We start from the raw sequence: 13,929 nt of genomic DNA, 5'->3' as shown, positions 1-13,929 counted from the left end.
GTGTGCGGTGAGCGAGGTCGTCCAGGAGCCCGTGGCGCAGCGGGGGGCGCTGCAGAAGGTGCTCGACGCGGTCGAGCGGGCGGGCAACAAGGTCCCGCACCCCGTCATCATCTTCCTCGCGCTGATCGCGCTGATCATGGTGCTGTCGGCCGTGTTCCAGGCTGCGGGCAGCAGCGTGACGTTCGAGCAGGCGCAGCTCGGGTCCGACGAGGTGCAGACCGTCACGGTCAGCGCGCAGAGCCTGCTCGACGCGGACGGCATCCGGTTCGTGTTCACGTCGGCCGTCGCCAACTTCAACGGCTTCGGCGTCGTGGGCGTGATCGTCGTCGCGATGATCGGTGTCGGGCTCGCGGAGGAGGTCGGCCTGATCGGGGCGTTCATCAAGCGCCTCGTGAAGGTCACGCCGCCGCGGTTCGTGACGTTCTCGATCGTGCTGCTCGGCGTCATCTCGTCGATCGCGACCGACGCCGGCTACCTCGTCCTCATCCCGCTCGCCGCCGCGGTGTTCGCGTCGCTCGGCCGGCACCCGCTCGCGGGGCTCGCCGCGGCGTTCGCGGGCGTCGGCGGCGGTTTCGGCGTGAACCTCCTGATCACGCCCGTCGACGGGATGCTCACCGAGATCACCAACGAGGCGATCGCCGACCCCGCGCAGCACGTGTCCATCACCGGGAACCTGTTCTTCGGGATCGTCTCGACGTTCCTCGTCGCCGTCGTCGCGACGGTCCTGACGGAGAAGTTCGTCGAGCCGCGCCTCGGGACCTACCGGCGGGAGGACGAGGCGCCCGCGGCGGACGACCCCGAGGTGGGCCCCGCGCCGGCGGCCGCGAGCGGCGAGCTGTCCGCCGACGAGCGCAACGGCCTGCGCTGGGCGTTCTGGGGGTTCGTCGGCGTCCTCGTGCTGGTCCTGGCCCTGTCACTGCCGCCGGGCGCGCCGCTGCGCAACCCCGAGACGGGCAGCCTCGTCGAGGACTCCCCGCTGCTCAACAGCATCATCTTCCTCATCCTGCTGTTCTTCTTCGTCATGGGGCTCTGCTACGGCAAGGGCGCCGGCACCGTGCGGAACAGCATGGACGTCATCAACCCGATGACGAAGACGATCGCGAACCTGTCCGGCCTGATCTTCCTGCTGCTCGTCATCAGCCAGTTCATCGCGTACTTCAACTACTCCAACCTCGGCACGATCGCCGCGGTCGGCATGGCGGACTCGCTCGAGGCCGCGAACCTCTCGACCGTGTGGCTGATCCTCGGGCTCATCGCGATGACCGCGGTGATCGACATCTTCATCGGCGGCGTCGTGCCGAAGTGGGCGATCTTCGCGCCCGTGTTCGTGCCGCTGTTCATCCAGCTCGGCGTCTCGCCGGACCTCGCGATGGCCGCGTACCGCGTCGGCGACTCGCCGATCAACGTCGCGACGCCGCTCATGCCGTACTTCGCGCTCATCGTGATCTTCGCCGAGCGGTACCGGCGCAAGGTCGGCGTCGGCTCGGTCATCTCCCTGATGCTCCCGTACACCGTGGCGCTGCTGGTGACGTGGAGCGCGCTCCTCGTCGTCTGGTACCTGGTGGGCATCCCCCTCGGCCCCGGCGCCTCGATCTACCTGGAGTGAGCCCCGGGCGCCTCAGGCAGCCAGCTCCGGGTCGGCGGTGACCTCGACCGTCGCCCAGACGTCGCCGTCGAGCGACCGGAGCGCGTCGACGACCGCGCGCCGGACCCGGTCCTCCGCGTCGACGTCCCAGGTGCCCGGCTCGACGACGAAGTCGACCTCGACGTACAGCCGGCGGCCGAGCTTCGTCGCGCGCACGACGGGCTCGGGCAGCCCGAACCGGTCCCGCACGTCGGCGACGGCAGCCGCGAGCGCCGCGGCGACGGGCCCGGACGGCGCCGCCTCCAGCAGCTCGCGCGCCGCCGCACGCACGAGCCCGACCGGCACCGGGACGATCACCGCGCACGCCACCAGCAGCAGCACCGGGTCGGCGTACCGCGTCGCGGCCGTCGCGCCGAGCGCGTCGAGCCCGAGCGCGGCCGCACCGCCGACGCCGACGACCGCGCTCAGCACGGCGCCGGCCCGCCACTGCGCGACCTCCGCGTCGACCAGGTCCGAGCCGCGCGTCCGCCGCAGCCACGCGACGACGCCGAGCGACACGGCGGCGCTGGTGACGCCGTAGAGCAGCATCGTCGCGGGGCTCGCGTCGGAGCCGCCGGCCAGCAGGGTCGTCACGGCGTCCGCCGCCGCGTACGCGACCGTGCCGAGCAGGGCGGCGCCCTGCAGCGCGACGGCGAGCGGCGTGACGGCGTGCCTCCCGAACGGGTACTCGACGGTCGGCGGCGAGGCGGCGGCCCGGGCGGCGGCGAGCGAGACGCCCGAGAGCAGGATGCCCGCGAGCAGGAACACGCCGTCGAACACGAGCACGCCCGAGTCCGCGACGACGCCCCAGACGACCGCGCCGCCACCGGCGACGGCCGACGCGGCGACGGACACGACCAGCGCCCGCCGCTCGTCGGCCGCCTGCGCACCGGCGCGCGGCGGGTCCGTCATGCCGGTGCGCGGTACGCCGACGCGACCTCGGCGAGCAGCCGCGCGCCGAACCCGGTGGCGCCCTTGGTCCGCCACGCGTCGTCCTTATCCGAGCGCATGGGCCCGGCGATGTCGAGGTGCGCCCAGGGGGTGTCGCCGACCCACTCCGCCAGGAAGAGCGCGGCCGTGATGGCTCCGGCGAACTCGCCGCCGAGGTTCTTGATGTCGGCGACCTCGGAGTCCATCCACGACCGGTACCGGCGGTCGAGGGGCAGCCGCCAGACCCGTTCGTCGGTCGCGTCCGCGGCGTCCTCGACGAGCCCTTGCACGCGGTCGTCGTTGCCGAGCAGTCCGGCGGTGAGCGGCCCGAGCGCGGCCAGGCACGCGCCCGTCAGGGTCGCGATGTCGACGATCGCGTCGACGCCGTCCTCCTGCGCGAGCGTGATCGCGTCCGACATGACGAGGCGGCCCTCGGCGTCGGTGTTGACGACCTCGATCGTCCGCCCGGCGCGCGTGACGAGCACGTCCCCGAGCTTCGTCGCCGTCGCGGACGGCATGTTGTCCGTCAGGGCGAGGTAGGCGGAGACGCGCACGGGCACGTGGAGCTCGCGGAGCACCGTCATCGCGGCGAGCACCGCGCCTGCGCCGGTCATGTCCATCTTCATCGCCGCGTGCATCGCGTTCGACGGCTTGAGGCTGATGCCGCCCGAGTCGTACGTGATGCCCTTCCCGACGAACCCGAGGTGGCCGGGCTCGGCGTCCCCGTCGGGCACGTAGTGCAGGACGACCATCCGGGGCTCGACCGCGGACCCGGCGTTGACCCCGAGCAGCCCGCCGCACCCGAGCGCGAGCAGCGACTCCTTGTCGTGCACCGTGACGTCGAGCCCCGCGTCGGTCGCGAGCCGCCGCGCGACGTCGGCGACGTCCGGGGCCGTCAGGTGCCCGGCCGGGGTGTTGGCGAGGTCGCGGGACAGCGCCGCGGCGCGCGCGAGGACCAGCCCGCGCGCGGCCCCCGTGCGGGCGGCGTCCGCGGCGTCCTGCGGGACCCGCAGGTCCAGTCGCTCGACGGGGACGGTGTCCGCCTCGGAGCGCAGCGGGTCGTAGCGGTAGCGGCCGAGGACCACGCCCTCGACGACGGCCTGGGCGGCGGCCGCGACGTCCGGCGTCCCGCCCGTCGGCGCGGTCGCGAGGTCCGTGACCAGGTGCGCGGCTCGACCGTCGGCGCGTGCGAACGCCGCCGCGGCGTCCCGCAGGACCGCCGGGCCGACCTCCGCGGCGGGTCCGAGGCCGACGAGCACGAGCGACGTGTCGTCACCGGCCCGCGGGAGCGCGAGCGTCGCCCCGGGGGTCGCACGGAAGCCCCACGCTGCGAGTGCGTCGCGGTCGAGGCCGATGCCGGCGGGCAGGTCGCCGTCGCTCGTGACACCGACGCCGACCGTGCGGGCGGGTGCGTCGGGCGGCACCACCTCGACGCGCAGCGCGCGCACGAGCGGGAGGGACGGAACCGGGTCGAACGTCATCGTGGTCTCCTTCGCGTGCCGGGTGGTGCTCCTGCAGTGCCCCTGCGTGCCCGTCAGCCGGTCGGCCAGACGAGCGGGATCAGCCCGACGGCGACGACGAACCAGGTCGCCGTCGTCGCGAGCCCGAGCTTCCAGTAGTCGCCGAACCGGTACCCCGCGGGGTTCATCACGATCATGTTGGCGGGTGTCGCGATCGGCGTGAGGAACGACGCCGCCCCGGCGACGGCGACGAGCATGAGCACGGGCGCGAGCGCGACCCCGGACTCCTGCGCGGCGGCGACGGCGATCGGCACGACGATGAGGACGGTCGCGGTGTTGCTCACGACCTGCCCGAGCACGAGCGTGAGGACGAACAGCGCGGCGAGCAGCAGGCGCGCGTCCCCGCCGGCGACGAGGTCGACCAGGTACCCCGCGACGAGGTCCGCGGCGCCGCTCGTGCTGATCGCCGTGGACAGCGGGATGAGCCCCCCGACGAGCACGACCGTCTGCCACGACACCGCCCGGTACGCCTGCGCGGGCCGCACCACGCGCAGCAGCACCATCCCGACGGCGCCGACGAGCCCGGCGATCGCGGGCGGCACCAGGCCGGAGGCCAGGAGCGCGACGGTCAGGACGAGGACGGCGACGGCCCGCCACGCGGTCGCGCCGAGCGGCACGGCCCGGCGCACGAGGTCGGGGTCGTCGACGACCAGCACGTCGGCCGAGCCGGACAGCGCCTCGACCGCGGGCCATGTCCCGTGCACGAGCAGCATGTCGCCCTCGGCGAGCTCGGTGGTGCGCGCGCCACGCGGCCGGCCGAGCCGCCGGACGGACAGCACCGTGACGTCGGCGTACCGCAGCCCGGGGAAGACGGGCCGCCCCACGAGCGCCGACCGCGGGGGGACGACGAGCTCCGCGACGCCGACCTCCCGGCCCAGCAGCGCCTCGCGCGTGTGCCGCGTGAGGGGCGTCGCGACGACGTCGAGGTCGTGGTCGGCGACGAGCGGCGCGACCGCGTCGCTGGGGCCGCTGACCACGAGCACGTCACCCGCGGCGATCGCCTCCGCCACGCCGCCCGGACCGCCGTCGGGGTGCTGCACGCCGAGCACGACGACGTCGTCGGGTGCGCGCACGTCGGCGAGCGCGGCCCCGACGAGGTCCGACGACGCCCGCACGCGCGCCCGGAAGAAACCCCGCTCGAGCCGGTAGTGCTCGACGAGGGTGCCGAGGTGGTCGGAGAAGTCCGCGGGCACGACGTCGGGCTGCCGCTCGGGGAGCAGCCGCGGGCCGAGCGTCACGGCGACCGCGACGGTCACGGCGACGAGCGGCGCGCCCACGAGCGCGAACTCGAAGAAGCCGAACCGCTCGCCGGTCGCGTCGGCCAGGGCGTCGGACACGATGACGTTGACCGTGCTGCCCGACAGCACGAGGAGCGCGCCCGCGCTCGCGGCGAAGGCGAGCGGCATGAGCATCGCCGCGGGCGCCTGCCGGGACCTGCGGGCGGCGAGGACGACGACGGGCAGCAGCGCGGCGGCGGCGCCGTTCGGCGTGACGACCGCGGCCATGACCGCGGACAGGAGCATGACCGCGACGAGCAGCGGGCCGCGCCGCGTCCCGGCCCGGTTGACGAGGAGCTGTCCCGCCCAGGCCGTCACGCCCGACGACTCCAGGCCCTCGCTCAGCACGAACAGGGTCGCGATGAAGACGACGACCGGGTCGCCGAACCCCGCGACCGCCTGCGACGCGTCGACGAGGCCCGTCGCCCAGAGCGTGAGCGCGGCGAGGATCGCGACGACGCCGACGGACAGCCGGTTCCACACGAACAGGCCGACGACGCCCACGAGCACGAGCAGGCTCACCGCCGCGTCCGACACGCCGCCTCCTGACGGTCCGGGTCCGCTCGCCACACTAGGGCGAACCGCCCGGTTCCTCCCGGTGGGCGCGGCTGGTCGGGCCTACGATCGCGACATGCGCCCGATGCGGCTCGTCCTCGCGGCCCTGGTGTGCACCTGCGTGCTGGTCGGGTGCGCGGTGGCCGACGCCGAGCCGCGGTCGAGCGGCGAGGACGTCGCCGGGTCGTGGGGCGCGTCGTCGACGGAGGGCGAGGCGTACCTGGAGCTCGCGGAGGACGGCACCGCGTCGGGCTCGGACGGGTGCAACCGCATGACGGGCGAGTGGCGGCGCAGCGACGAGGGCGTCACGTTCTCGGCGTGGGCCACGACGCGCATGGCGTGCCCTGCGGTCGACCCGTGGCTGTCGCTCGCGGTGGCGGCGCGCCTCGAGGACGACCAGCTCGTCTTCGTCGACAAGGACGCGAGCCAGCTCGGGACCCTCACCCGCACCGGCACCGCATGACGTCGGCCGGCGACGGTCCGGCGGGCGCGTCCGGTGGCGACGGCACGGCGGGCGCGTCCGGTGGCGACGGCACGGCGGTGGCGGGCGACGAGCGCACGGCGGGAGCACGCGGCGACGGACGGGTCGGCGTGGGCGTCGCGGCGGGTGCCCGCCGGTGCCGGTCGGTGCGGGCCGCCGTGTGGCTGGTCGTCGGCGTGTGCGCGTGGGTCGCGGTGACGCGGCTCGTCGGGGCGGTCGACTGGTCCGCGGTCGCCGACGCGTTCGCGGGGCTGCCCGTGCTCGTCGTCGTCCCCCTCGTGCTCGCGCTGCTGCTGCGGCAGACGCTCAACGCGGTGCCCCTGACCTACTACGTGCCGGGCCTGGGGCTGCGCCGCTCGATGCAGAACGACCTCACGGCGAACGTGGTCGCGACGTTCACGCCGCCGCCCTCGGACATCGTGGTGCGCGTCGCGATGTTCCGGTCGTGGGGCGTCGACCCGACCGCGGGGATGGCGGGCGTCACGCTCAACACCGCGAAGTTCTACGCGGTGCGGTTCCTCGCGCCGACGCTGGGCCTCCTGCTGCTGGTCTGGGGCGGGGTGGACCGCCGGCAGTGGGTGGTCGCGGTGGTGTGCGGGCTGGTCGCCGCGGTCATGCTCACCGCTCTGGTGCTGCTGCTGCGCGGGGACCACCTGGCGGCGTGGTTCGGGCGCACGGCGGCGCGGCTGGTCGCCCTGGTGCGGCGCGGGAGGGCGGTGGACCCCGACGTGTGGGCCGCGACGATGGTCGAGGTGCGCGCGCGGTCGTCGGCGAGCCTGCGGCGGGGCCTGCTGCCGTCGATGGTGGCGCTCGTGGGCATGGTGCTCGCGGACGGGCTCGTGCTGCTCGTCGCGCTGCGCGCGTGCGGCGTGACGGGCCTGTCGGTCGTCGACGTGCTGGGGCCGTTCCTCCTGGTGTACCCCCTGACGCTGTTCCCGCTCTTCGGGCTGGGGCTGCTCGACGCGCTGCTGGTCGGTGCCTGGACGACGGCCGTGGGCGTCGAGCAGGAGGCGGCGATCGTCGCGGCGACGATCGTGTGGCGGGTGGTGACGATCCTCGGGACCCTCGTGCTGGGCCTCGCCTGCCTGGTCGCGTGGCGCTCGCGGCACCGCGGCGAGGTCGCGGCTCGCTAGGAGGATGCAGTCGGGGCACACGCTGGAATGCGTTTACCGAAACGATTCAAGACCCTGTGCCGCGCCCACCGGTCCTCCTAGCCTGCGAGACGCCGACCGGACCGTCGGGGCGCCCGACGGAGGGTGCCGCCCACCCGGCCCGGTCACACCCTCGAAAGGTGGACACCGTGGTCACTCTCCTCGGACGCGCCGACCGCCCGGTCCGCGCCGCGCTCCTCGCCGGGCTCACGGCGACCGGGCTCGCCGTCGCCGCGCTCGCCGTCGCACCGCCCGGCCACGCCGCACCCGGCACGAGCTGCACCGGCTCGACCGTGCACGGTTCCGCCGTCCAGGACGGCAGCACCTGGCGCGCCTACCGCGGCAGCCGCGAGCTCTGGTCCGGCAGCGACATGCTCACCGCGATCAACACCGCGATCGGCGGCCTCGACGCGGGCCGCACCAGCAAGCAGCGCGTCGTCGTCAACGGCAGCGGCACCATGTCGGCCAACGCGCGCATCACGCTGCCGAGCTACACGACCCTCGAGTCCTGCGGCACGATCCACGTCACCGGGTCGGGCTCCGGCAACGTCGCCGGCGTGTACATGCGCGGCGCGACCGACATCGAGGTCGCGCGCCTGTACCTGACCGGCACGCCCGTCTACGGGATCTTCGCGCGCAACGTCGACAACCTGCGCCTGCGGGAGATCGACATGCGGCTGTCCGGCGGCGGCATCGGCGTGCGCATCGACAACCTCGGCGACACGAGCCGGTACGCGCGCAACATCAGCATCGACCGCGCCTACGTCTCGGGCGCCGGGTCGCACGCGGTCGAGACCTACGGCGTCGACGGGCTCACCGTCGGGACCGTCACCGCGCGGAACGTCGGCGAGTCCGGCCTGCTGCTCAACGCCACGATCAACGCGTCCGTCGGCACGGTCGACGCGCAGGACGCCGGCAGCGGTACCGGGTACGCGGCGTTCCGCATCGCCAACCGTGCGGGCCGCGTCGGCTCGTCCTACCCGACCAACATCACGGTCGGCACCGTGAAGGCCAGCGGCGGCGGGCGCGGCGTCTTCTGCGTCTCCGAGTCCGGCGGGCTGAGGATCAACCGCGTCGAGATCAGCCGGACCGGCAACAACCCCGTGCTGATCGAGAACTGCACCAACGTGACCCTGGCCGCGACGAGCGGGACGGTCGTCGGGGGAGACGTGCGCCTCGCGGCGCGCTCGACGATGCCCGCCAACCGCGACATCGCGATCCGCAACCTGGCGCTGTCCGGCGGTGCGCGCGTCGTCGAGAACCCGTGCACGGTCAACCTGACGATCGCGAACGTGACGGGCGGCTCGATCGTCCGCTGCTGACCACCGCCCGCCACCTGCGCCCGCCCGTACGGACCCGGCCGGCCGGTCCGACCGCTCCCGCGACCCGGGTCCGGTGACCGCTCGACGACCTCGAGCGGTACCCAGACCCGGGTCGACGGCGACGGACGAGGGGAGCGAGCGTCCGGTCAGGAGCGGTCAGGGGCGGTCAGGGGCGGTCGGGGACGGTGGCCCGGTCGTGGGCGGTGAGCGCGCGGGCGCCCGCGGCCGCGGCCGCCAGGAACGACGCCGCGAGGGCCACGTACGCCCACCGGACGCCCCACGTGTCGGTCACGGCCCCGAGGGCGAGCGCCGTGACCAGCGCGCTGCCCGGGAGCGCGGCGGTCCACACGCCCATGACGCGGCCCCGCAGGTGCGGTGCGGCGACGAGCTGCACGAGCGTGTTGGCCGCGGCGACCCACCAGATCGAGACGAACCCGAGCACCGCGGCCGCGACGACGGCGACCGCGAAGCCGGGAGCGAGCCCGACGGGGAGGATCGCGACGCCGGTCGCGAACGCCAGGACCGCGACCCGCCGTCCCGTCGGCGCACCACCGCCCGCAGCCGCGATCGCCCCGGGGAGGGCACCCAGCCCGAACGCGGCCATGAGCGCGCCGAACCCCTGCGGCGGCAGCCCGAGCGCGTCGGTCGCCAGCACCGGGACCATGACGCCCTGGTTGAAGATCATCGTGCTGGCCGCTGCGAGCACCACGCACGCACGGATGACCGGCTGGCCGAACGTGTACGCGAGCCCGGCGCGCAGGCTCGTCGTCGGCTTCTCGCCCGCGCGGACGGCGGTCCGGGCGCGCAGCCCGCGCAGCGCGAGCAGCACCCCGAGCGGCAGCAGGTACGTCGCCGCGTTGAACGCGAAGCACGCCGCGGGCCCGACGAGCGCGAGCAGCACGCCGCCGACCGACGGCCCGATGACGCGCGCAGCGTTCATGACGACCTCGTAGAGGCTCACGGCACTGGCCAGCCGCTCGCGTCCGACGAGGTCGAGCACGAACACCTGCCGTGCCGGCCCGTCGACGGCGGCGACCACGCCCGACGTGAACGCGAACGCGAGGACGAGGGGCACCGTGACCGCGCCGGTCGCGGTGAGGACGGCCAGCAGCGCCCCGAGCGACATCAGCAGCACCTGGGTGGTGAGCAGCAGCCGCCGACGGTCGAACCGGTCGACGAGCGCGCCGGCCGGGGCGGCGCCCACGAGGATCGGCAGCATCGCCGCGGTCGTGACGAGCCCCAGGTCGACCGCGCGGCCCGACAGGTGCAGCACGAGCCACGCGAGCCCCGCGGCCTGCGTGACGTGTCCCGACGACGACAGCACCTGGCCGGAGAACCACCACCGGTAGCGGCGGTCCTCGAGCGACGAGAAGGCGGCGCGCGTCCGGTCGAGCCCCGACCGCACGGACGACACCGCCGGGGCTGGTGCGGGCGCGGTCTCGGGGCTGCTGTCCGTGCTGGTCACCCGGCGGATCCTGCCACCGCGCCCCGACGAGGTCCGCTCGAATACCTGGTGGCCCCGGTAAAGGAGTGCCTGCCTCGGCGTCCGAGGTGCGAGGTTGGCCGTATGGAGCGCTCGGTCTTCGACCTCACCCAGGACGAGCTGTGGGACGCCGACGTCGCCGCCCGCTACGACACTCCCGGTGAGGGGATGTTCGCGCCGGAGGTGCTCGGACCGACCGTCGACCGACTCGCGGCCCTGGCCGGTGACGGCCGCGCCCTCGAGCTCGCCGTCGGCACGGGCCGCGTCGCGATCCCGCTCGCCGAGCGCGGTGTCCCCGTCACGGGCATCGAGCTGTCGCGCGCGATGATCGCCCGGCTGCGCGAGAAGGTCGACGAGCAGACCCTTCCCGTGGTGCACGGCGACATGGCGACGACGCGCGTCGACGGCCCCTTCCGGCTCGTCTACCTCGTCTTCAACACGATCTCGAACCTGCTGGACCAGGACGCCCAGGTCGCGTGCTTCCGCAACGCGTCCGCGCACCTCGAGCCCGGCGGCCGGTTCGTCGTCGAGCTGTGGGTGCCGCAGCTGCGCATCCTCCCGCCCGGGCAGCGCGCGACCGTCTTCGCCGTCGAGCCCGGGTACGTCGGGATCGACACCGTCGACGTGCTCCGGCAGCACGTCGTCTCGCACCACGTGCGGTTCGGCGGCGAGGAGGGCGTCCGCCTGGGCCGCAGCCCGCACCGGTACGTCTGGCCCGCCGAGCTCGACCTCATGGCGCGCATCGCCGGCCTGGAGCTCGAGTCGCGGTGGGCGGACTGGTCCGGCGCACCGTTCGACGAGGAGTCGACGTCGCACGTCTCCGTCTACCGCCGCCCGGACGGCCGACGGGTGCCGGCCCAGGCGCGGTAACCCTTGCCGCCGGAGACGGCCCGGTGCAGGTCGGGCGGGCGTCGCCGATGATGGGACGGTGACGGACGACCCGGCGCTCAGCGGCCGGCTGCTGGTGGCGAAGAACCGGCTGCTCGACCCGAACTTCCACCGTGCCGTCGTGCTGCTCCTGGACCACGGCGACGAGGGCGCGTTCGGCGTGGTCCTGAACCGTCCGGTCCCGGTCGACGTGGACGTCGTGCTGCCCGCCTGGCAGGACCACGTGAGCATGCCCGCGACGCTCTTCCAGGGCGGTCCCGTCGGGCTCGACGGCGCCATCGGCGTGGTCACCGCGCCGGTCGGGGCGCCGCTGCCGGCGACGGTCGACCGGCTGGTCGGACCGTTCAGCCTGGTCGACCTGGACTCCGACCCGGCGGCCCTCGACGGTCTCGTCACGGGCGTGCGCGTGTTCGCGGGTCACTCGGGCTGGGGTGCGGGCCAGCTCGAGGGCGAGCTCGAGGAGGGGTCCTGGTACGTGCTCCCGGCCGAGCCCGACGACGCGGTCACCGCCGACCCGTCGACCCTGTGGCGACGCGTGCTGCGCCGGCAGGGCGGTGACCTGGCGATCGTCTCGACGTTCGCGGAGGACGCCTCGCTCAACTGACGGGCGGCCGCCACGCGCCCCGACGTGCGGGCAGGCCGTCTCGACCGGACCGGCCGCGACCGGTGTGGATAACCCGGTGCACCGGTCGCCGACCTGCGCCTACGCTCGCCGACGCTCCGGGAGAGCAGCCGGACGGCGTCGCCGTCGCGGGTCCTGCGTGTCGTCCGGAGCACCTGCGTGGATGCAGGCGCCCATGGAGCGCTCAGGGTTCGACTCCCGTCTCTGCCGGCCGGCGCGTGGTCGCAGGGTCGGGCACGGTCCGCGACGTCCGTCGACGACGGCACGTCCCCCGTGCCCGGCCCGACCGCGCGCCGGTCGGTGAGCGCGCAGCACGCAGGACCCCGGGTCGACGGACGGCGCCGGGACGTCGGACGGAAGGAGGTCGAGCAGATGAAGCTGGTCGTGCAGGAGTGGGAGCGGGTCCTGGTGTACGAGGACGGGCGGTTCGAGACCGTGCTCGACCCCGGCCGGCACCGGCTGCGGGCGTGGCGTCGGCGGACCGTCCGGGTGGTCGTCCGGCCGCGCCTGGTCGTCGTGCCGCTCCAGGAGGTCCTGACCGGCGACGGGCTGGCGGTCAAGGTGAGCCTCATGGCGACCGTCCGCGTGGTCGATCCGCGGACGTGGTTCGAGGCCGTCGACGGGCCGGACGCGTTCCTCCACGCGGCGCTGCAGGTCGCGCTGCGGGAGGCGGTCGCGCGCCGGACCCTGGACGAGCTGCTCGCCGACCGGACGGTCGTGCCGGACGAGCTCCTCGCGGCCGTCGCCCCGGCCGCCGCGGAGGTCGGCCTGGCGGCCGAGCGGATCGCGCTGCGGGACGTCGTCGTGCCGGCGGAGCTGCGGCGGGCGGCCGCCGAGGTCGTGACGGCCCGCGCGCAGGGTCTCGCGGCGCTCGAGCGGGCGCGGTCGGAGGTCGCGGCGACGCGGGCGCTGGCCAACGCCGCGCGGCTGCTCGACGGCCAGCCGGGGCTGCTCCAGCTCCGGACGCTGCAGGCGGTCGAGGCGGGTGGTGCGACCGTCGTGCTGTCGGCGGACCCGGCCGGGACGGCGGCGGCGCGCGCGACGTCCTGACGCACCCCGGATGTGCACGTGGGCCCGGTCTCCTCGTCGAGGAGTCGGGCCCACGTCGTGCGGTCGCGCGGTCAGCCGGTCGCGCGGAGGTCGTCGTCCGGGTCGCCCTCGGCGGCGGCCTCCCAGCGCAGCAGGTCGCCGGGCTGGCAGTCGAGCACCGCGCAGAGCGCTTCGAGGGTCGTGAACCGCACGGCCTTGGCGCGGCCGTTCTTGAGGACGGCGAGGTTGGCGGGGGTGATGCCGACGCGGTCGGCGAGCTCGCCGACGGACATCTTGCGACGGGCGAGCATGACGTCGATGTCGACGACGATGGGCATCAGATCACCTCGTCGAGCTCGGCGCGCAGCGTCGTCGCCGTGGTGTCCAGAGCGACGGCCTTGGCGAGCAGCATGCGCAGGACGAACACGACGAGCGCGATGAGCGCGGTGCCGACGCCGCCGATCACGACGAGCATGACCATGCCGGGCGGCACCTCCTCGCCGGGGGCGAGCAGGAACGACAGGACGACGGCGATCAGCGTGGCGGCGATCGCACAGCCGATGACGACGTCGACCCAGCGGAACGCCCGCGTCGAGAAGACGGTGTCGCGCTTGACCATCGTCACGAGCTTCCAGATGGCGACGAGCGCGACCTCGGCGGCGAGCGCGAACAGGACGCCGATGATCGGCAGGCCCCAGCGCAGGTGGGCGACGTCGCGGCCGGCGTCCTGGAGGTCCAGGTAGACGACCGGCATGAGGAAGAGCTGGACGAACAGCAGCCCGGCGAACGCGAGGACGATCACCACGCGCAGGGCGAGGATGGCCAACCGGCCCATGGGCACCTCACTGGAGAGTCGATCTATCGAGAAACGATAGAAGGCTATCGTTTTGCGTGAGGTCTGGCAACGGGCGCCGGCGCCCGGCGGCCAGGTCGCGTCAGGAGGGGCGCGATGCCGCGACCCCGGACGCGACCGAGGCCGCCCGCGGTGACGTGCGCGGACGGCCTCGGTCCGGGAGGGGCCGGTCAGTCCTCCCGTTCAGGTGACGT

General features: G+C 74.6%; 13 protein-coding genes. 7 read left to right on the top strand and 6 right to left on the bottom strand.

Going from position 1 to position 13,929, the window contains the following annotated elements:
* The first annotated feature begins 7 nt into the window (after positions 1-7).
* Entirely contained in the window at positions 8-1,606 is a 1,599-nt protein-coding gene (locus tag OOT42_RS18425; RefSeq protein WP_273652604.1) for an AbgT family transporter, read from the top strand.
* Between the two features lie 12 nt (positions 1,607-1,618).
* On the opposite strand, the gene OOT42_RS18420 is transcribed toward OOT42_RS18425, so the two are convergent.
* The 3 genes from OOT42_RS18420 to OOT42_RS18410 are packed head-to-tail and all read right to left on the bottom strand — an operon-like array spanning position 1,619 to position 5,888.
* Positions 1,619-2,536, bottom strand: coding sequence for a cation transporter (locus OOT42_RS18420; RefSeq protein WP_273652603.1), 918 nt, complete (start codon positions 2,534-2,536; stop codon positions 1,619-1,621).
* A complete protein-coding gene (locus OOT42_RS18415) occupies positions 2,533-4,035 on the bottom strand; it encodes a leucyl aminopeptidase (RefSeq protein WP_273652602.1) in 1,503 nt (500 codons plus the stop codon). Before OOT42_RS18415 ends, OOT42_RS18420 begins: the two co-directional genes overlap by 4 nt.
* A 53-nt stretch (positions 4,036-4,088) precedes the next feature.
* The gene (locus tag OOT42_RS18410) at positions 4,089-5,888 is read right to left on the bottom strand and encodes an SLC13 family permease (protein WP_273652601.1); all 1,800 of its coding nucleotides are present in this window, start codon (positions 5,886-5,888) and stop codon (positions 4,089-4,091) included.
* A gap of 94 nt (positions 5,889-5,982) precedes the next feature.
* Here OOT42_RS18410 and OOT42_RS18405 point away from each other — a divergent pair, with 94 nt between their 5' ends.
* The 3 genes from OOT42_RS18405 (at position 5,983) to OOT42_RS18395 (ending at position 8,860) form a co-directional block, all read left to right on the top strand.
* A complete protein-coding gene (locus OOT42_RS18405; RefSeq protein ID WP_273652600.1) occupies positions 5,983-6,369 on the top strand; it encodes an META domain-containing protein in 387 nt (128 codons plus the stop codon).
* Entirely contained in the window at positions 6,366-7,520 is a 1,155-nt protein-coding gene (locus OOT42_RS18400) for a lysylphosphatidylglycerol synthase domain-containing protein (RefSeq protein ID WP_273652599.1), read from the top strand. Before OOT42_RS18405 ends, OOT42_RS18400 begins: the two co-directional genes overlap by 4 nt.
* Positions 7,521-7,687: 167 nt before the next feature.
* Positions 7,688-8,860, top strand: coding sequence for a hypothetical protein (locus tag OOT42_RS18395; protein WP_273652598.1), 1,173 nt, complete (start codon positions 7,688-7,690; stop codon positions 8,858-8,860).
* A gap of 166 nt (positions 8,861-9,026) precedes the next feature.
* Here the strand turns inward: OOT42_RS18395 and OOT42_RS18390 are convergent, their stop codons facing one another.
* Positions 9,027-10,325 carry an MFS transporter gene (locus tag OOT42_RS18390; RefSeq protein WP_273652597.1) on the bottom strand — a complete coding sequence of 433 codons (1,299 nt, stop codon included), beginning with the start codon at positions 10,323-10,325 and terminating at the stop codon, positions 9,027-9,029.
* Positions 10,326-10,427: 102 nt separating this feature from the next.
* Between OOT42_RS18390 and OOT42_RS18385 the strand changes: the two genes are divergently transcribed.
* The 3 genes from OOT42_RS18385 to OOT42_RS18375 all read left to right on the top strand — a co-directional run bounded on the left by OOT42_RS18385 (position 10,428) and on the right by OOT42_RS18375 (position 12,903).
* Entirely contained in the window at positions 10,428-11,213 is a 786-nt protein-coding gene (locus OOT42_RS18385) for a class I SAM-dependent DNA methyltransferase (RefSeq protein WP_273652596.1), read from the top strand.
* A gap of 58 nt (positions 11,214-11,271) precedes the next feature.
* Positions 11,272-11,835: a YqgE/AlgH family protein gene (locus OOT42_RS18380; protein WP_273652595.1), complete on the top strand. Its 564-nt coding sequence runs from the start codon at positions 11,272-11,274 to the stop codon at positions 11,833-11,835.
* Between the two features lie 390 nt (positions 11,836-12,225).
* Positions 12,226-12,903 carry an SPFH domain-containing protein gene (locus OOT42_RS18375; protein WP_273652594.1) on the top strand — a complete coding sequence of 226 codons (678 nt, stop codon included), beginning with the start codon at positions 12,226-12,228 and terminating at the stop codon, positions 12,901-12,903.
* Between the two features lie 71 nt (positions 12,904-12,974).
* Here the strand turns inward: OOT42_RS18375 and OOT42_RS18370 are convergent, their stop codons facing one another.
* Both OOT42_RS18370 and OOT42_RS18365 read right to left on the bottom strand, forming a co-directional pair.
* On the bottom strand, positions 12,975-13,220 hold the full coding sequence (locus OOT42_RS18370) for a helix-turn-helix domain-containing protein (RefSeq protein WP_273652593.1): 246 nt from the start codon (positions 13,218-13,220) through the stop codon (positions 12,975-12,977).
* Positions 13,220-13,717 (bottom strand): DUF2975 domain-containing protein, encoded by a 498-nt coding sequence (locus OOT42_RS18365; protein ID WP_273652592.1) that lies wholly within the window; start codon positions 13,715-13,717, stop codon positions 13,220-13,222. Before OOT42_RS18365 ends, OOT42_RS18370 begins: the two co-directional genes overlap by 1 nt.
* Positions 13,718-13,929: the final 212 nt, after the last annotated feature.

It is taken from the genome of Cellulomonas fimi (assembly GCF_028583725.1).
Classification (GTDB): Bacteria; Actinomycetota; Actinomycetes; order Actinomycetales; family Cellulomonadaceae; genus Cellulomonas; species Cellulomonas fimi_B.
This window is presented reverse-complemented; position numbering and strand designations above follow the sequence as displayed.